We start from the raw sequence: 17481 nt of genomic DNA, 5'->3' as shown, positions 1-17481 counted from the left end.
CTCGTCTGTCGTGGCCCGTGCCGCTGCCGACGGCCGGGCGCCTCGCCTCGCTCGGCGGGGTCGCCCGGCCGCCGGCCGGTGTCGTCGGCTCGGGTCAGCCCGCGGAGATCGACTCGATGCCGGGCAGGACCGCCTGGCGGATCGTGTCGGACAGCGGGGCGGAGCCGGCGGCGTCCGCGGCGGCCTGCTGGCCCTCCTCGCTGGCGACGTAGCTCAGGAAGCCCTTGACCAGCCCGGCGGTCTCCTCGTCCTCGTAGCTGGTGCAGGCGAGGCTGTAGGAGACGAGCACGATCGGGTAGGTGCCGGCGATGTCCCGCTCGAGGTCGATCGTGTAGACGTAGTCGCTGGTGCCCTCGGTCCGCGGCGACTGGGCCACGACCTCGGCGGCGGCCTCGGCCGAGTACGGCACGAACTCCTCACCGACGCCCACGGCGACGGTGCCCAGGTCGGCGACCTGCGAGGCGTCGGCGTAGGTGATGGTGCCGTCACCGGCCTGGGCCGCGCCCACGACGCCGGAGGTGCCCTGCGCGGACTCCTGGCCCTCGACGGGCCAGACGCCGGAGGGCTCGTGCGGCCACGCGTCAGGGGCCGCAGCGGCGAGGTACTCCTCGAAGTTCTCCGTGGTGCCCGACTCGTCCGAGCGGTGCACGACGGTGATCGCGGTGTCCGGGAGCTCGGCGTCGGGGTTGTCCGCGGCGATCGCCTCGTCGTTCCAGGCGGTGATCTCGCCGGAGAAGACTCCGGCGATGGTCTCCGGGGCCATGTTCAGCGAGTCGACGCCCTCGAGGTTGAAGGCCACGGCGACCGGGCTGACGTAGCCCGGGAACTCGATGACGCCGCCCTCGCCGCACTGGGCCTCGGCGGCGGCGAGCTCCTCGTCGTCCAGCGCGGCGTCCGAGCCGGCGAACTTGTACGAGCCGTCACCGAAGCCGGTGCGGCCGCCGCCGGAGCCGACGGGGTCGTAGTTGACGGTCGCGTCCGGGTTCGCCTGCTGGAAGCCGGCGCGCCACGCGTTCATCGCGGCCTCCTGCGACGAGGCGCCGCCGCCCGAGAGCTCGCCGGCGAGCGATGCCATCTCGCCGGACTCCGTCTCGGTCGACTCCGGCGCGTCGCCCGCCGCGTTGTCCGCGGGCTCCGGGTCCGAACCGCACGCGGCGAGGCTCAGAGCGAGCACGCCGACGGCGACGGCAGATCCGGCACGAGTGAATCGGCTGAGGTTCACGAGTCGTCCATCCTTCACGCATTTGGTGGCACCGGCGGCCGCCGGCGTTCGTCAGGAACGCTAGGGATGCCAGGTGGACCGGTGACCAGGAGCAGGTGAACGACGAATGAACAGCCGACGGCCGATAGGCGAGAAGGCCTACGACTCGTCGTCGGCGAGCTTGTAGCCCAGTCCTCGGACGGTCAGCAGCAGGGTGGGTGAACCGGGGTCGGACTCGATCTTGGACCGGATGCGCTTGACGTGGACGTCGAGGGTCTTGGTGTCGCCGACGTAGTCCGCACCCCACACCCGGTCGATGAGCTGTCCCCGGGTCAGGACGCGACCCGCGTTGCGCAGCAGGAGCTCCAGCAGGTCGAACTCCTTGAGCGGCAGCGACACCGCCGTCCCGCCCACCGCCACCGTGTGACGCTCCACGTCCATGCGGACGGAGCCGACCTCGAGGACGGACTCGCCGTCGTCGTCGTGGCCGTTGGCGCCGCTGTCGACGCTGCCGGTGCCGCGACGCCGCATGACGGCGCGCATCCGTGCCAGGAGCTCGCGGAAGGAGTACGGCTTGGTGACGTAGTCGTCGGCGCCGAGCTCGAGGCCCACGACCTTGTCGATCTCGGAGTCCTTGGCCGTGAGCATGATGATCGGGACGTCACCGCGCTGGCGCAGCTCGCGGCACACCTCCGTGCCGCTCAGGCCGGGGAGCATCAGGTCGAGCAGCACGAGGTCCGCGCCGCCGTCGTCGAACCGGTCCAGCGCGTCGTTGCCGTTCGACGTCGCCACGACCTCGTAGCCCTCACGGGTGAGCTGGTACGTCAGCGGGTCGCGGTAGGACTCCTCGTCCTCGACCACCAGGATGCGCGTCACGCGCCTACCTCCTCGTTCGTCGGGCCTTCCGGCCCGCGGTCATGGTCACCGGCGCGTCCCGCCGTCGGGGGCGCGTCCGGAGCGTGCTTCACGTCGTCGGTCTGGTCGTCGGGGCTGTCCGACGAGCCGGACGGCAGCTCGCCGGCCGGAAGGTCCGCGGCAGGAATCCGCAGGGTGAACGTCGAACCCTTGCCCGGCTCGGACCACACCCGCACGTCCCCGCCGTGGTCGGCGGCGACGTGCTTGACGATGCTCAGGCCGAGCCCGGTGCCGCCCGTGTCGCGCGAGCGCGCCGGGTCCACACGGTAGAAGCGTTCGAACACCCGCTCCTGGACCTCGGCCGAGATGCCGATGCCCTGGTCGACGACGTCGATCTCGACCAGGCCGCCCCGCTCGTGCACGCCCACGCCCACCCGGGTGTTCTCCCCCGAGTAGGACACGGCGTTGTCCAGCAGGTTGCGCACGGCCGTCACGAGCAGGTTGTGGTCGCCGAACACCACGCAGTCCGCGGAGCCGCCGACCGTGATGGTGATGTTCTTGCCCTGCGCCGTGGTGCGGGCCCGGTCGACGGCCTCGTCGACGACGTCGCGCAACGGGACGGGCCGCACCTTCTGCAGCGCCCCGGCCACCTGGAGACGGGACAGCTCGATGATCTCGTGCACGAGCGCGGAGAGGCGGTGCGCCTCCGACTGCATGCGTTCGGTGAACCGCCGGACCGCGACCGGGTCGTCGGCGGCGTCCTGCACGGTCTCGGCGAGCAGGGCGAGCGCGCCGACCGGCGTCTTGAGCTCGTGCGAGACGTTGACGACGAAGTCGCGCCGGATGGCCTCGACGCGGCGCGCCTCGGTGCGGTCCTCGGCGAGGACCAGCAGCTTGTCGAGCCCGAGCGCGGCGACCCGCACCTGCAGCAGCACGGTGCCCGAGCCGATGGGGCCCCGCGGCAGCTCGAGCTCCTCCTCGCGGATGACGCCGTCGCGCCGCACGTCGCGCACCATGTCGACGATGGCGGGGTGCACGAGGGCGTCGTTGCGGACGACGCCGAGGGCGTAGGCGGGCGGCGAGGCGCGGACGACCTCGTCGTCGTCGTCCAGCACGACCGCGGCCGAGCGCAGCACCGACAGCACCCGGACCAGCCCGCTGTCGAGCTCGGCGGCCCCGGAGTCCGCGTCACGGTGCTGGGCGCGGTCCGAGAAGCGGAAGGCGAGGGCAGCGACGAGCCCGACGACGACGCCGAGCACGCCGGCGACGACGGCGGTCGCACCCTGGATGATTCCCTCCACACCCTCAGCCTAGGTCGCGCGAGGCCCGCCACCGTGCCAGGGCGCCTTCTGCTCCCTGACGTGTCGTCCACTGTTCACCTGTGGACCTCGCGACGTTCACCTGAGAGTCTGTGCCGGCTGCGAGAGTTGCTCAGCACCAGAATCGAGAGGACACCCATGCGAGAGATCTTCGACGCCGAGCTGCAGCAGATCGGTCAAGGACTGGTCGAGATGAGCCGGCTGGTCGAGTCCGCGATCACGCGGGCCGGCGCCGCGCTGCTCGACGGCGAGCACCAGCTCGCTCAGGACGTCATCGCCGCCGATCACGAGATCGACCGGCTGGAGAAGGAGCTGGACGAGCGGTGCGTGCACCTGCTCGCCCAGCAGGCGCCCGTGGCCACGGACCTGCGGGTCGTCATCAGCGCCCTGCGGATCAGCGCCACGCTGGAGCGCATGGGTGACCTGGCCCAGCACGTCGCCGAGGTGGCGCGCGGCCGCTACCCCGCGGCAGCGGTGCCGGAGCCGGCGCGCGAGACCTTCGTGCGGATGAACGAGGCGGCGACGCTCGTGGCCCGTCGCACCACCGAGCTCCTCGCCACCCGGGACGTCGCGCTGGCGGCCGAGGTCGAGCAGGGCGACGACGACCTCGACCAGCTCCACCAGGACACGTTCGCGGCCACCCTGTCGCCCGAGTGGGCGGGGACGGCGCAGGAGACCGTGGACGTGACGCTCCTGGGCCGCTACTACGAGCGGTTCGGCGACCACGGCGTCTCGGTCGCGCGCCGCATCACGTTCCTCGTGACCGGCGAGTTCGAGGCGGAGCACGGCGTGACGAGCCCGAACGCCTGAGCCCTCGGCACACCGGTACGACGACGGCGACGCACCCCACGTGGGGTGCGTCGCCGTCGTCGTCGGTCGTACGGGCCGATGCCTACCGGCCCTGGCTGGCCACGGCCGCGATGGCGTCCTTCGCGGCCTCCGGGTCCAGGTAGGTGCCGCCGGGGTTGGTCGGCTTCAGCGTCTCCTCGTCGAGCTCGTACACCAGCGGGATCCCGGTGGGGATGTTGAGGCCGGCGATCGTCTCGTCGTCGACCCCGTCGAGGTGCTTGACGAGCGCGCGCAGCGAGTTGCCGTGCGCGGCGACCAGCACCGTCTGCCCGGAGCGCAGGTCGGGCACGATCTGGGCGTCCCAGTACGGCAGCGCCCGCTCGAGGACCTGCTTGAGGGCCTCGGTGCGCGGGATCGGCTCACCGGCATAGCGCACGTCGGCGTCCTGGGAGAACTCCGAGCCGAGCTCGATCGCGGGCGGGGGCACGTCGTAGGAACGGCGCCAGAGCATGAACTGCTCCTCGCCGTACTGGTCACGCACCTGCTTCTTGTCCTTGCCCTGCAGGTCGCCGTAGTGACGCTCGTTGAGGCGCCACGACCGCTTGACCGGGATCCAGTGGCGTTCGGCGACGTCGAGGGCGTAGTTGGCCGTCATGATGGCGCGACGCAGCAGCGAGGTGTGCAGCACGTCCGGCGCGACGCCCGCCTCGGCGAGGAGGGTGCCGCCGCGCTTCGCCTCCTCGACGCCCTTGGTCGACAGCGGGACGTCGACCCAGCCGGTGAAGAGGTTCTTGGCGTTCCACTCGCTCTCGCCGTGGCGGAGCAGCACGAGGGTGTAGGTCATGCCTCCATCCTGCCCTGAGCGAGGGGCCCGACGCACCATCCGGCCGGATCGCGGACGCCCGCCGTCCGCCGCGAGGCCCGCCGTCAGACGTCCGCGCGCTCCAGGACGAAGACGGGGATCTCGCGGTCCGTCTTCCTCTGGTACTCGGCGTAGTCGGGCCACGCCGCGACCGAGCGCTCCCACCACACGGCCTTCTCGGAGCCGGTGACCTCGCGCGCGACGTAGTCGTGCTTCTCCGTGCCGTCCTGCAGCTCGACCTGCGGGTCCGCCACGATGTTGTGGTACCAGACGGGATGCTTCGGCGCACCGCCCAGCGAGGCGACGACGGCGTAGGCACCGTCGTGCTCGACGCGCATCAGCGGCGTCTTGCGCACCTTGCCGCTCCTGGCGCCGAGCGTCGTGAGGATCACGACGGGCTTGCCGCGCATCGTGGTTCCCTCGGTTCCGCCCGAGGCCTCGTAGGTCGAGACCTGGTCGGCGGCCCAGGCGGACGGGCTGGGGACGTACTCTCCGGTGATAGGCATGTCCGCGGCAACGCCGTCGTGCCGCCCGGGCATTCCCGCCCGCCGCAGCGTCCTACCGCGCGCGGCGCACCTTGCCCGCCTGGGAGTAGACGTCGAGCATCGCCGCGGCGGCCCGGTCCCAGGAGAACCGCTCGCTCGCCCGTCGGGCACCGGCCGCGAGCCGCGCGAGCCGCGCCTCGTCCTCCAGCAGGTCCGCCAGCTCGCGCGCCCACGTCCACGGGCTGTGGTCACCCACGAGCACCCCGGAGACGCCGTCGACGACGACGGTCTGCAACCCGCCCACCGCCGCGGCGACGACGGGCGTCCCGCAGGCCTGCGCCTCGGCCGCCACCAGCCCGAACGACTCGTTGTGCGACGGCACGGCCACCACGTCCGCCGCCCGGTACCAGTCGGCGAGCTCCTCGCGAGGCACGGGCGGACGCACGTCGAGCCGGTCGGCGACGCCGGTCTGGTGGGCCAGCGCCTCGAGCTCGCGCACCGCCGTCGGACGGCCGCTCGCTCCACCGAGGACGACGAGACGTGGCAGGCCCGTGCCCCCCGGCGCCGTCGGGTCCGCGTGGTCGGCCATCACGCCGAGCGCGCGGACGAGCACGTCGGGCCCCTTGAGGAGCTGCACCCGCCCGGCGAACAGGATGACCGGGTCGTCCACGGGCAGCCCGAGACGACGCCGCGCCGCGCCGCGCGACTCGGCCGGCGCGCCCGGTCCCGGCGCGAACTGCTCCAGGTCGACGCCGGGCGCGACCACGTGGACGCGGTCCGGGTCGGCGGCGTAGTACCGGACGAGGTCGTCGGCCTCCTCCCGGGTGGAGGCGACGAGCGCGTCCGCGGCCGCCACCACCTGCTCCTCGCCGATCACCCGGCCCTGCGGTTCCGGGCTGTCCCCCGGGGCGAGGGCCGCGTTCTTCACCCTCGCCATCGTGTGCATCGTGTGCACCAGCGGGACGTCCCACCGTTCGCCGGCCAGCCAGCCGACCTGCCCCGACAACCAGTAGTGCGCGTGCACGACGTCGTACCAGCCCGCCGGGCGGTGCGCCTCGGCCCGCAGCACGCCCGCCGTGAACGCGCAGAGCTGCCCGGGCAGCTCGTTCTTGTCCAGTCCTTCGTAGGGTCCGGCCGCCACGTGGACCACCCGGATCCCCGGTTCGGCGTCGACGACCTTCGGTTGGGCCGACGTCGTCGCCCGGGTGTAGATCTCGACCTCGGCACCTCGGCGGGCGAGGGCACGCGACAGCTCCAGCACGTAGACGTTCATGCCGCCGGCATCGCCGGCGCCCGGCTGGTCCAGGGGTGAGGTGTGGACCGACAGCATCGCGACCCGCGGGCCCGGCCCCGGCGAGCCGCTCACCGTGCCACCAGGACGCAGGCCGGTGGGGTGTCCCAGGACGCACGGGCGACGACCTCTCCCCGGCCGGTCGCCGCCTCCACGCGCACGCAGGCCAGCTCGGCCGTCCCCTCCAGCGCGACGACGACGAGCTCCTCGTCGCCGACCACCTCGTGGTGCCGGGGTCGGGCGCCCTCCCCGAGCGGGACGTCGGCGAGGTGCTCGACCCGCGGGACCGCACCGTCGGACACCGCATGGACGGCCAGCACGTCCGCCCCGCGCACGCCGACGTGCAGGCGGGTCCCGTCGGCGCTGAGCGTGACGTGACCGCCGAAGTCCGCGCCCGCGACGGCGCCGGGAAGGATCGGCACGCTGCCGGAGTGCTCCCACCGCCCGTCCGCCGGGACCAGGACGTGCAGCCGCGCGTCGAGCTCACCGACCACCACGAGGGCCCCGCTCGGCAGCACGACGAGGTGTCGTGGGCCGGTGCCGGCCGGGAGCCGCGCGGCCACCGCCTGATCGTCGGCCGCTCCGTCCGCTGCGGCAGCCCCGGCCGCCTCGGGATCCGCGGCCGTGCCCGGCCGCGCGTCGACGGGATAGCGCCGGACGAGGTCGGCGCCGAGATCGGTGACCAGGACCTGGTCGCCGACGGCGGTGACCTGGTGGGCGTGCGGCCCCGCCTGACGGTCCGGCACGGGGCCGGTGCCCGACCCGGTGTGCAGCGCACGACGGTCCGTGGCCGGTTCGCCGTCCCCCTCGGAGACCCCGAGGGCGGCGGCGGTCCCGTCACCGTAGTTCGCCACCCAGACGGTGCGAGTCGTCGCCGCGAGGTGGCACGGGTCGTCACCGCCGGAGGGCGCCTCCCCGAGCGGTGCGAGGGTGCCGTCGGGGTGGACGCGCAGGGCGGTGACGCGTCCCGCCGGCGTCTCCGTCACGGCATAGAGCGCCGGGGCCCGCGGGTGCAGCGCCAGGAACGACGGCGAGGCGACCTCGGCCGCGAGGACGGGGGTGCCCAGGGCACCGGACGCCGGGTCGACGTCGACGCGCCAGACGCCCTCCCCCGACCCCGGGGCACGGTCGCCCGGATACGTGCCGATCCACAGGGTGCGCGAGCTCGTGGCGATCATGGGTCAAGCGTAGGCTCCGGGCGGCTCGCCGCCGCACCCCCGCCCGGTGCTGCCGGCCCCGGACAGCACCGCGCCCCGGCCGGGTCGATCCGGCCGGGGCGCAGGCTGACTGGGGAGGGGCGTCAGTGCGCTGCCTCGTAGGCCTCCAGCACCCGCCCGGGGATGCGGCCGCGGTCGTTCACGGTGTGGCCGTTGGCGCGGGCCCACTCGCGGATCTTCTGGAGCTGTTCCCGGTCGGTCCGACCGCGACGAGATCCGGAGGTGGCGCGGGGCGCGACCTTCGAAGCCGTCTTGCGGCCGTGCCCGACCCACTGGGAGAGAGAATCGCGCAGCTCCGCAGCATGCGCCGCGGAGAGGTCGATCTCGTACGACACCCCGTCCAGCGCGAAGGTGACCGTCTCGTCACCCTCCGTGCCGTCGATGTCGTCGAACAGTACGACCTGTGTCTTCTGGACCACGCTGTCACCCTCCGGTGTCTCGAAACTCTTGAGCGATTCGAGCATGCACGAACAGAGAATGAAAAGTCAACTCACCACGACGAGTTCTGCATTGCCTGCGACGGATCTTTCAGTAATTCCTACTGCATGTCCAGCCGCGCCTCGGCGTCGTGCCGTTCCAGGGCCGCCCGTTCGTTCCGGTCCGCCCGGACGATCTTTCGCATCGCCAACCAGAAGAGCAGACCTACTCCGATGGAGGGAATCAACCCTGCGATCACTGCCCAGAACGTACTCATGACCTGTCCTCTCAGTGTGTCGGCTTGACGAGGGGAAAGAGAATGGTCTCGCGGATCCCGGCGCCCGTGAGCGCCATGAGCAGCCGGTCGATCCCCATCCCCATCCCGCCCAGCGGGGGCATCGCGAACTCCATCGCGGTGAGGAAGTCGTCGTCGAGCCGCATGGCCTCGTCGTCCCCCGCGGCAGCCAGCCGGGCCTGTGCCTCGAAGCGCTGCCGCTGGATCACGGGGTCCACCAGCTCGGAGTAGGCCGTGGCGAGCTCGAAGCCGCGCACGTACAGGTCCCACTTCTCGACCTGTCCCGGCACGGTCCGATGATCACGCGTCAGCGGAGAGGTCTCGACCGGGAAGTCACGGACGAACGTCGGCTCGTGCAGGTGGTCCCCGACGTGGTGCTCCCACAGCTCCTCGATGAGCTTTCCGTGGCTGGTCTTGCGGGGGTCGACCGAGATATCGGCCTTCTCGGCCAGGTCGGCGAGGTGCTCCACCGACGTCTGCGGCGTGATGTCCTCACCCAGGGCCGCCGAGAGGGAGTCGTACATCTTGATATCGGCCCACTCGCCGCCGAGATCGTACTCCTCACCATCCGCCAGCGTGACGAGAGTCGTGCCGAACACGTCCGCGGCCGCCTGCTGGACAAGGTCCTTGGTGAGCGCCGCCATCGTGTCGTAGTCACCGTAGGACTCGTACGCCTCGACCATCGCGAACTCCGGCGAGTGCGAGGAGTCGGCGCCCTCGTTGCGGAAGTTGCGATTGATCTCGAAGACGCGCTCGACGCCGCCGACGACGGCCTTCTTGAGGAACAGCTCCGGCGCGATGCGCAGGAAGAGATCCATGTCGTAGGCGTTCATGTGCGTCTCGAAGGGCCGGGCGGACGCACCGGAGGCGACCGCCTGCAGCATCGGGGTCTCGACCTCGAGGAAGTCGCGGCGGTGGAAGTTCTCGCGCAGCGAGCGCATGACGCCGGCTCGCACCCGCACCATGTCGCGCGCAGCAGGGCGCGCGATGAGATCCACGTACCGCTGGCGGACGCGGGCCTCCTCGGACAGCTCCTTGTGCAGGACCGGCAGCGGGCGCAGGGCCTTGGCCGCCATCCGCCAGGAGTCCGCGAAGACGCTGAGCTCGCCCCGCCGGGACGCCCCGACCCGGCCATGGACGAACAGGTGGTCACCGAGGTCGACGTCGCCCTTGAACGCCGTCAGCGACTCCTCGCCCACGACCTTCTGGCTGAGCATCGCCTGCAGCCGGTTCCCCTCGCCGTCCTGCAGGGACACGAAGCACAGCTTGCCGGTGTTGCGCAGGAAGACCACCCGCCCGGCGACACCGACGACGTCGTCCGTCTCGACGCCCGGTTCGAGGTGCCCGTACCCGTCGCGGACCGCCGCGATCGTGCTGGTGATCGGCAGACCGACGGGGTACGCCTCACCCCCCGCGGCGATGATGCGGTCCCGCTTCTCACGGCGGACACGCAACTGCTCGGGCAGGTCGTCGGGCAGGTCGTCAGGCACCGATGAACCGGTGTTCTCGGGGGATGTCACCGTCCGATTCTACGGGCGCCGCCGACCGTGTCCCCGCACCCGTCAGACCAGCGAGACCCGACGGTTCCACGAGTGGGCGGTCCACACGACGCACACCACAGCGCTCAGCAGCAGCGCCGGCAGGAACCCGATCGGCATGATGTCGGCCGAGCTGCCCGCCATCATCTCGGCGAAGAGGTCGAACCGGACGATGCCGAGCCGGCCGTCCTCCATCCCCACGGCGAACGGCACGGTGGCGAAGGACACGAAGGTGAGCACCTGGGTGGCGGTGTACACGCCCAGCCAGACGAGAACCGGGCCGCCCACCCCGAGCCGGTTCATGGGGGCCTGACTGCCGATGGACGCCGCGAAGAAGTACTGGGCGGGCCAGACGAGCACGAGCGCCACGAGCAGGAGCACGCCGGCGGCGATGCCCCAGCCGGGCGCCACCTCCCTGAGCGTCGCCCAGCCGTCGCCGAGCCGCTGGAAGACGTCGCCCCATCCCGCCCGCGACAGGAGCGGCGAAACGGCCAGCGCGAGGCCCACGCTGAGGGCCACCCCGGCGACCGAGACCGCCGCCGCCCAGAGCGCCTTGGCCCCGTAGATGGTGGAGCCCTTGACCGGGAAGGTCTGTGTCAGATACCCGGTCCGCCCGTAGGCGGATCGCCAGTAGGCCACGACCAGCAGGATCTGGGCGGCCGGGACGAGAGCGAAGACCGCGCCGACCGCGAGCAACGTCCCGAGCGGTGCGAGCACCGCCCAGCCGGTCGCGGCGAGCAGCGCACCCACGACGGCGACGAGCGACGCCACCAGCCCGACGAGTGCCAGCATGCCGCGGGTCTGGATGATCTCATGCTTGAGGAGCGCGATCATGAGCGGTACACCTTCCGGAAGATCTGGTCGAGGCTGGACCCGTGCTCGGCGCGCAGGTCGTCCACCTCTCCGGTGAGCAGCACCCGGCCGTGACGCATCATCACGACCGAGTCGAGCGTCGTCTCGAGGTCGTGGACGAGGTGGGTGGCGACGAGCAGCGACGAACCCGGCTCGAGGTTGTCGAGGACCCCCGCGAGGATGCCCTCGCGTGCGGCCGGGTCCACGCCGGAGATCGGCTCGTCGAGCAGGAACACGCGGGCCCGGCGCGCCATGGTCAGGGACACCTGCACCTTCTCGCGCATGCCCTTGGACATCTGCTTGAGCCGCATCGACTCGTCCAGCCCGAACCCGGCGACCAGCCGGCGCGCCTTGTCGAGGTCGAAGTCGGCGAAGACGTCGGCGAACAGCTCCAGGCAGTAGCGGACCCGGACGTGGTCCGGCAGCGAGCTGCGGTCCGGGAGGTAGGAGACGATCGCCTTGGACTCCGGGCCGGGTGCGTGCCCGCCGATCCGGATCTCGCCGCTGTAGTCCGCGTAGAGCCCGGCGAGCGTCTTGAGCAGCGTCGACTTGCCGCAACCGTTCTCCCCCAGGAGACCGACGATCTGGCCGGCGGGGACGTCCAGGTCCAGCCCGTCCAGGGCGGTGCGGGAGCCGTACCGTACGGTGAGGCCGCGGGTGCTGACCAGCGCGTGCTCAGGCGCCATCGTGTCCCCCCGGTCCGACAGGGGCAGGGACGTCGTCGTCATGGGTCCATCTCTCCTCGATGAGTCGCCGGGCCTGGGCCGGGGGCATGCCCAGCCCCCGCGCCCGGCGCACGAAGTCGTCGGCGGCCTCGCGTGCGAGCTCCGCTCTCAGGTCGTCGATCGTCGGTCCGTCGGACGTGACGAACCTGCCGGCCGTGCGCTCGGAGCGGCACAGGCCCCGGCGCTCGAGCTCGGCGAGCGCCCGCTGGACGGTGTTGGGGTTGACGCCCAGCCCGGATGCCAGCTCTCGAACGCCCGGGATCCTGTCACCGGCCGACCACGCCCCGGTGACGATGCGCCGGGAGAACTCGGTGACCAGCTGTCCCCAGATGGGCGAGCCGGTGTCGAACTCCACGCCGCACCTCCTGTCTCGCTGTATTAAGCCACTAACACACTAACACAGCCCCCACCCGGTCCTCGCTGTGGGTGGACGACGCGCCGCATGCCCGGACGGCCCATCGGCGCGTCGTCCACCCACAGCGCTGGAGGTCTCCGCGGGTACCGTTCCGGTGTGAGCACGCCCGAGACCTCCCTGCCCGTCCATGTGTCCCCCTCCGCCGTCGAACCGGCCCTCGACGCCGCGTGGCTCGCCCGCACGGTCGAGGTAGCGCTCGCCGAGGACCTGGGCCCCGCACCCGGCCGCGACGTCACCACCCAGGCGACCGTCCCGCCGTCGGCCACCGGCACGGCCGATCTGCTCGCCCGCGAGAGGGGCACGGCCGCAGGCCTCGTCGTCGTCGCCGAGACCCTGCGCCAGACGGCGGAGCGCCTCGACCTGCCGGCGCCCGAGGTGACGTTCCACGCCCAGGACGGCGACGCCGTCGTCCCCGGGCAGGTGCTCGCCACCCTGGCAGGTCCGACCCAGGTGCTGCTCGTGGCCGAGCGGACCCTGCTCAACCTCGCCTCGCGCGCCTCCGGGGTGGCCACCGCGGCCGCCGCCTTCACCCGCGAGCTCGACGGCACCGGCGCCCAGGTGCTCGACACCCGCAAGACGACACCGGGGCTCCGGGCGCTCGACAAGTACGCCGTCCGCGCCGGTGGTGGGACGAACAAGCGGATGGGCCTCTACGACGTCGCGATGGTCAAGGACAACCACGTCGTCGCGGCCGGTGGTGTGGCCGCCGCGATCCGTGCCGTCCGCGCCGCGTTCCCCGACGTGCTCGTCCAGGTGGAAGCGGACACGACCGCCCAGGCCATGGAGGCTCTCGACGCCGGCGCGGACTTCCTGCTCCTGGACAACATGCCCACCCCCGTGCTCGCCACGACCGTCGCCGCGGTCCGCGAGCGCGAGGGGCGCGACGGCGTCGCCGAGCACGTCGAGCTGGAGGCGACCGGGAACCTCACCCTCGACCGCGCCCGGGAGGTCGCGACGACCGGCGTCGACTACCTGTCGGTCGGGGCGCTGACGCACTCCGCACCGATCCTCGACCTGGCGCTCGACCTGCGGGACCGAGCGCTACCTCGCGAGCTGTAGCGCTACCTCGCGCCTCGCAGCGCTACCTCGCGGGCCGGTGCGCTACCTCGCGAGCAGGGTGCCGTCGGCGTCCAACGACACCGTCACGCGCCGCTCCCACGCGGGATCCCGGTCGGGAAAGTCCGTGCGGAAGTGCCCGCCGCGACTCTCGGTCCGCGCCCACGCCGCCCGCACGAGAGCCCGCGCGACCTGGTGGACGTTCGTCGTCTCCCACTCGGCCGTCTGCGGGGCCGCCACGACCTCCGCCTCCTGGTGGGCCGACGTCGTCACCCCGGCGAGCGCCGCGTCGGCACGCTCGAGCGACTCGGCCGACCGGACGGGCCCGGCGCCGTCGGACGCCGCCCGCTGCACCCTCGAGCGGGCGACCGCCGCGACCAGCGCCGCCTCCCCGGGCCGCGCCACCGCCGCGGGGGCGTGCCGCAGCTCACCGCTCTCGTAGCAGCGCACGGCGTCCGCCGCCGCGCGCTGGGCGAAGACGAGCCCCTCGAGCAGCGAGTTGGACGCGAGCCGGTTGGCGCCGTGCACCCCGGTGCACGCCACCTCCCCCACGGCGTACAGCCCCGGCACGGAGCTCCGCCCGTGCAGGTCCGTGACGACGCCGCCGGAGTGGTAGTGCTGCGCGGGTGCGACGGGCACCGGCTCCTCGGTCCAGTCGATGCCCGCCTGGCGGAGCCGCGCCGTGATGCCGGGGAACCGCCGTCGCAGGAAGTCGGCGCCGAGCGCACGGGCGTCGAGCAGCACGTGGTCGGCCGACGTCGCGGCCATCCTCCGCACGATCGCGTGCGCCACGACGTCGCGCGGGGCGAGCTCCGCCAAGGGGTGCGCGTCCGGCATGAAGCGGTGACCGGTCACGTCGAGCAGCAGCGCGCCCTCCCCGCGGACCGCCTCGCTGATGAGCGGCAGCTGGCCGCGCGCCCCCGCGCCGAGCCACAGGACGGTGGGGTGGAACTGGACGAACTCCAGGTCGCCGAGCACGGCACCGGCCCGCAGCGCCGCGGCGATGCCGTCGGCCGTCGCACCGGGCGGGTTGGTCGACGAACGGAAGACCTGACCCACCCCCCCGGTCGCCAGGACCACCGTCGGGGCGAGGACCGCCCCGACGCCGTCCCGCGACCCCTCGCCCCGCACGTGCAGGGTCACGCCGGCCACCGGGCCGGGGCCGTCCGACGACGGCGCACCGGTCAGGACGTCCAGCACGAGGGCGTTCTCGATCACCTCGATGCCGGGGTCGTGCTGGACGGCCTCGATCTGGGCGACCAGCGCCCGGGAGATCTCCGCACCGGTCGCGTCGCCGCCGGCATGGGCGATCCGGTCCGCACGGTGCCCGCCCTCGCGGGTGAGCGCGATGCCGCCGTCGTCCGCCCGGTCGAACGTCGCGCCCCGGGCGACCAGCTCGCGGACCCGGTCCGGGCCCTCCGTGACGAGCACCTCGACGGCGGCCGGGTCGCTGAGCCCGCCACCCGCGACGAGCGTGTCGTGCTGGTGCGCGGCCGGGGTGTCGTCCGGGTGCAGCACCGCGGCGATCCCGCCCTGCGCCCAGACGGTCGAGCCGGAGGACAGCGCCGCCTTGGTGACGAGCAGCACCCGGGGCACCCGGGTGCGCAGCTCGAGCGCGGCGGTCAGCCCGGCGATGCCCGACCCGACGACGACGGCGTCCGCGTGCGCCGTCCAACCCGGCGCGGGCGCGGCGAGGGTGCGGGCGAGCCGGGCCGGCCTCACCGGGCCGCGACGGGGATGCCGGAGCTGACCAGACCGAAGCCGTCCGGGACCTGGCCCGGGTCGTCGTCGACCTGGACGATCCGGTTCGCACCGTCGACGAACACCACGTTCGGCAGGAAGCTGCGTGCGTCCGCGTCGGACAGCATCCCGTAGGCGATGATGATGACCGTGTCGCCGGGGTGCACGAGGTGCGCCGCGGCACCGTTGATGCTGATCTGCCCGGAGCCGGCCGCGCCGGGGATGACGTAGGTGGTCAGCCGGGCCCCGTTGTCCACGTCCACGACGTCGACCTGCTGGCCGGGGATCAGGTCCGCGGCGTCGAGCAGGTCGGTGTCGACCGTGATGGATCCCACATAGTGCAGGTCCGCCTGCGTCACCGTCGCGCGGTGGATCTTGCCGATCATCATCGGGCGCTGCAACGAGGCGGGGCGCGGTGCCGGCGTCCGGGGGTCGCGCACGCCACCGGCGGCGACGTCCGCGGCAGAAGCGGTCTGGTCAGTCACGAGATGCCTCCTGGCCTGGGGTCTCGTTGCCGTCGGAAGGCGCGACGACGTCCACGGCCTGGTTGTCGATCAGTCGGGTGGTCCCCACGCGCGCCGCGACGAGCAGGAGCGCGGGTCCGGTGTGCTCGGCGGGAACCTCCTCCACGGTATCCGGGTCGACGAGCGCGAGGTAGTCCACCACAACGTCGGTGGCCTCGTTGAGGATTCCCGAGGCCGTCGCCCGGACCGCCGCCGCACCCGCCCCGTCGGCCGCCCGCTCCGCCCCGGCCCGCAGCGCACGGGACAGCGCCAGCGCGGAGCGACGCTCGCCGTCGGACAGGTAGGCGTTGCGCGAGGAGAGCGCCAGGCCGGCGTCGTCGCGACGGATGGGCACCCCCACGATCTGGACGTCCAGGTCGAGGTCGCGCACCATACGGCGCACCGCGAGCAGCTGCTGGGCGTCCTTCTGCCCGAACAGCGCGACGTCGGGGCGCGTCTGGTGCAGCAGCTTGAGCACCACCGTCAGCACCCCGTCGAGGTGTCCGGGCCGGAACGCCCCCTCGAGCACCTCACCGATCTGACCTGCGCTGACACGCACGATCGGGTCACCGTCGGGGTAGACGACGGCGGGCGTGGGCGCGTAGACGACGTCGGCTCCCGCGGTCGCGAGGAGCGCGACGTCCCGCTCGAGGTCGCGCGGGTAGCTGTCGAGGTCCTCCCCGGCGCCGAACTGCAGCGGGTTGACGAAGATCGTCACCAGCACCTGCCCGCCCGGGCCGGCCTCCTCGCGAGCACGCCGCACCAGGTCGAGGTGCCCCTCGTGCAGCGCCCCCATCGTCATGACCACGGCTCGCCGGTCGGTCGCGGCAGGCGCGGACAGCGCCCAGACCGCCATGGCGTCCCGCAGTGCGGCGCGGGTCGTGACGACGGCGGGTGGCGGGGTCGGCGCGGACCCGTCCTGCGACGTCGTCGCAGGTTCGGTGGGAGTACTCATTCCTGCTCCTGGGGTGGTGCACCGAGGACGTCGAGCAGCGTGCGTGCGGCGTCCTCGTCGATCCGGTGGCTGGCCAGGGCGCGCCTCGTGGCACCCCTCGCGAGCCGGGTATAGCTGTCGGGCACGTCCGTCGCGCCGGTCCGGGCGGCGAGGTCACCGAGGACGTCGAGGTGCGCGGTCACCGTGCCGCTGTCGCCGCGCGAGACCGGCCCCGTCAGGGCGGCGATGGCCCCGGGGCCGACGCCGTCGCGCACGTCCGCCGACCGCGTGGCGCCGTCGAGCGCCGCACCGAGCAGCGGCGCGAGCACCCGGCCGGGCCGCTCGACCCCGGCGGCCTCCAGGGCCTGCGCGGCCTGCGCCACGAGCACCACGAGGTGGTTCGCGCCGTGGGCGAGAGCCGCGTGGTAGAGACCTCGGGCCGCCTCGTCGACGACGACGGGCTCCCCGCCGATCTCCACCACCAGCGCCTGGCCGATCGGCAGCACGGCACCCGGGGCGGTGACCGCGAACGTGCAGCCCGTCAGGCGGGCGAGGTCGAGAGACGTGCCCGTGAACGTCATCGCCGGATGGATCGCCAGCGGGATCGCCCCGGCCCGCTGCGCGGGCGCCAGCACGTCGGTGCCGTAGCGGCCCGACGTGTGCACCACGATCTGACCGCCCTGCCACGCCCCGACCTCCGCGAGGCCCGCGACCAGGTCGGCCAGCGCGTCGTCGGGCACCGCGAGCAGCACCAGCTCCGCCCGCTCGACGATCTCGGGGATCTGCAGGTTCTCGACGCCCGGCAGCAGCGTCTCGATCCGCTCGCGGGAGTCGTCCGAGACGCCGCTCGCGCCGACGACGGCATGCCCCGCCGACCGCAGCGCGCCGCCCAGCACGGCGCCCACGCGGCCCGCGCCGACGACACCCACGCCGAGCCGCCCCGGTCGCGACGGGCTCGCGGGGTCCGGGCCGCCCGACGACGGCACG

Annotated in this window: 19 protein-coding genes; 2 read left to right on the top strand and 17 right to left on the bottom strand. The window is 73.1% G+C overall.

Going from position 1 to position 17481, the window contains the following annotated elements:
* Positions 1–94: 94 nt before the first annotated feature.
* From UQW22_RS08840 to UQW22_RS08830, 3 genes are all read right to left on the bottom strand, one after another.
* Entirely contained in the window at positions 95–1222 is a 1128-nt protein-coding gene (locus tag UQW22_RS08840; protein WP_407320561.1) for a phosphate ABC transporter substrate-binding protein PstS, read from the bottom strand.
* Between the two features lie 138 nt (positions 1223–1360).
* Entirely contained in the window at positions 1361–2077 is a 717-nt protein-coding gene (locus UQW22_RS08835; protein WP_407320559.1) for a response regulator, read from the bottom strand.
* Positions 2074–3357, bottom strand: coding sequence for a sensor histidine kinase (locus tag UQW22_RS08830; protein WP_407320557.1), 1284 nt, complete (start codon positions 3355–3357; stop codon positions 2074–2076). The genes UQW22_RS08835 and UQW22_RS08830 overlap by 4 nt, the downstream gene beginning before the upstream one ends.
* Before the next feature lie 156 nt (positions 3358–3513).
* On the opposite strand from UQW22_RS08830, the gene phoU reads away from it, so the two are divergent.
* The gene (phoU, locus tag UQW22_RS08825) at positions 3514–4185 is read left to right on the top strand and encodes a phosphate signaling complex protein PhoU (RefSeq protein ID WP_407320556.1); all 672 of its coding nucleotides are present in this window, start codon (positions 3514–3516) and stop codon (positions 4183–4185) included.
* A gap of 82 nt (positions 4186–4267) precedes the next feature.
* Here the strand turns inward: phoU and UQW22_RS08820 are convergent, their stop codons facing one another.
* The 10 genes from UQW22_RS08820 to UQW22_RS08775 all read right to left on the bottom strand — a co-directional run bounded on the left by UQW22_RS08820 (position 4268) and on the right by UQW22_RS08775 (position 12201).
* Positions 4268–5008: a phosphoglyceromutase gene (locus tag UQW22_RS08820; RefSeq protein ID WP_407320555.1), complete on the bottom strand. Its 741-nt coding sequence runs from the start codon at positions 5006–5008 to the stop codon at positions 4268–4270.
* Between the two features lie 83 nt (positions 5009–5091).
* Positions 5092–5532 (bottom strand): nitroreductase family deazaflavin-dependent oxidoreductase, encoded by a 441-nt coding sequence (locus UQW22_RS08815; protein WP_407320554.1) that lies wholly within the window; start codon positions 5530–5532, stop codon positions 5092–5094.
* A gap of 52 nt (positions 5533–5584) precedes the next feature.
* Complete coding sequence (gene mshA, locus UQW22_RS08810; RefSeq protein ID WP_407320759.1) at positions 5585–6841, bottom strand: D-inositol-3-phosphate glycosyltransferase; 1257 nt, start codon at positions 6839–6841, stop codon at positions 5585–5587.
* A 32-nt stretch (positions 6842–6873) separates the two neighbouring features.
* The gene (locus tag UQW22_RS08805; RefSeq protein WP_407320553.1) at positions 6874–7980 is read right to left on the bottom strand and encodes a lactonase family protein; all 1107 of its coding nucleotides are present in this window, start codon (positions 7978–7980) and stop codon (positions 6874–6876) included.
* A gap of 122 nt (positions 7981–8102) precedes the next feature.
* Positions 8103–8438, bottom strand: coding sequence for an Lsr2 family protein (locus tag UQW22_RS08800; RefSeq protein WP_407320552.1), 336 nt, complete (start codon positions 8436–8438; stop codon positions 8103–8105).
* A gap of 119 nt (positions 8439–8557) precedes the next feature.
* Positions 8558–8713, bottom strand: a complete 156-nt coding sequence (locus UQW22_RS08795; RefSeq protein WP_407320551.1) for a hypothetical protein — start codon at positions 8711–8713, stop codon at positions 8558–8560.
* A gap of 11 nt (positions 8714–8724) precedes the next feature.
* The gene (gene lysS, locus UQW22_RS08790) at positions 8725–10251 is read right to left on the bottom strand and encodes a lysine--tRNA ligase (protein WP_407320550.1); all 1527 of its coding nucleotides are present in this window, start codon (positions 10249–10251) and stop codon (positions 8725–8727) included.
* Positions 10252–10293: 42 nt separating this feature from the next.
* Positions 10294–11103: a hypothetical protein gene (locus UQW22_RS08785; protein ID WP_407320549.1), complete on the bottom strand. Its 810-nt coding sequence runs from the start codon at positions 11101–11103 to the stop codon at positions 10294–10296.
* Positions 11100–11849, bottom strand: a complete 750-nt coding sequence (locus UQW22_RS08780) for an ABC transporter ATP-binding protein (protein WP_407320548.1) — start codon at positions 11847–11849, stop codon at positions 11100–11102. The genes UQW22_RS08785 and UQW22_RS08780 overlap by 4 nt, the downstream gene beginning before the upstream one ends.
* Positions 11797–12201, bottom strand: coding sequence for a GntR family transcriptional regulator (locus tag UQW22_RS08775; protein ID WP_407320547.1), 405 nt, complete (start codon positions 12199–12201; stop codon positions 11797–11799). The genes UQW22_RS08780 and UQW22_RS08775 overlap by 53 nt, the downstream gene beginning before the upstream one ends.
* Before the next feature lie 156 nt (positions 12202–12357).
* On the opposite strand from UQW22_RS08775, the gene nadC reads away from it, so the two are divergent.
* Positions 12358–13320, top strand: a complete 963-nt coding sequence (gene nadC, locus UQW22_RS08770; RefSeq protein WP_407320546.1) for a carboxylating nicotinate-nucleotide diphosphorylase — start codon at positions 12358–12360, stop codon at positions 13318–13320.
* A 42-nt stretch (positions 13321–13362) separates the two neighbouring features.
* On the opposite strand, the gene UQW22_RS08765 is transcribed toward nadC, so the two are convergent.
* The 4 genes from UQW22_RS08765 to UQW22_RS08750 all read right to left on the bottom strand — a co-directional run bounded on the left by UQW22_RS08765 (position 13363) and on the right by UQW22_RS08750 (position 17480).
* Positions 13363–15039, bottom strand: coding sequence for an L-aspartate oxidase (locus UQW22_RS08765; RefSeq protein ID WP_407320545.1), 1677 nt, complete (start codon positions 15037–15039; stop codon positions 13363–13365).
* Positions 15036–15446: an aspartate 1-decarboxylase gene (gene panD, locus UQW22_RS08760; protein ID WP_407320758.1), complete on the bottom strand. Its 411-nt coding sequence runs from the start codon at positions 15444–15446 to the stop codon at positions 15036–15038. The genes UQW22_RS08765 and panD overlap by 4 nt, the downstream gene beginning before the upstream one ends.
* Positions 15447–15534: 88 nt before the next feature.
* Positions 15535–16515 (bottom strand): pantoate--beta-alanine ligase, encoded by a 981-nt coding sequence (gene panC, locus UQW22_RS08755; protein WP_407320544.1) that lies wholly within the window; start codon positions 16513–16515, stop codon positions 15535–15537.
* Positions 16512–17480, bottom strand: coding sequence for a Rossmann-like and DUF2520 domain-containing protein (locus UQW22_RS08750; protein WP_407320757.1), 969 nt, complete (start codon positions 17478–17480; stop codon positions 16512–16514). The genes panC and UQW22_RS08750 overlap by 4 nt, the downstream gene beginning before the upstream one ends.
* Position 17481: the final 1 nt, after the last annotated feature.

The sequence above is a fragment of the Isoptericola halotolerans genome (genome assembly GCF_045689585.1).
GTDB classification, from domain to species: Bacteria; Actinomycetota; Actinomycetes; order Actinomycetales; family Cellulomonadaceae; genus Isoptericola; species Isoptericola halotolerans_B.
The sequence above is the reverse complement of the archived record's forward strand: the minus strand, read 5'-3'. Positions and strand labels throughout refer to the sequence as shown.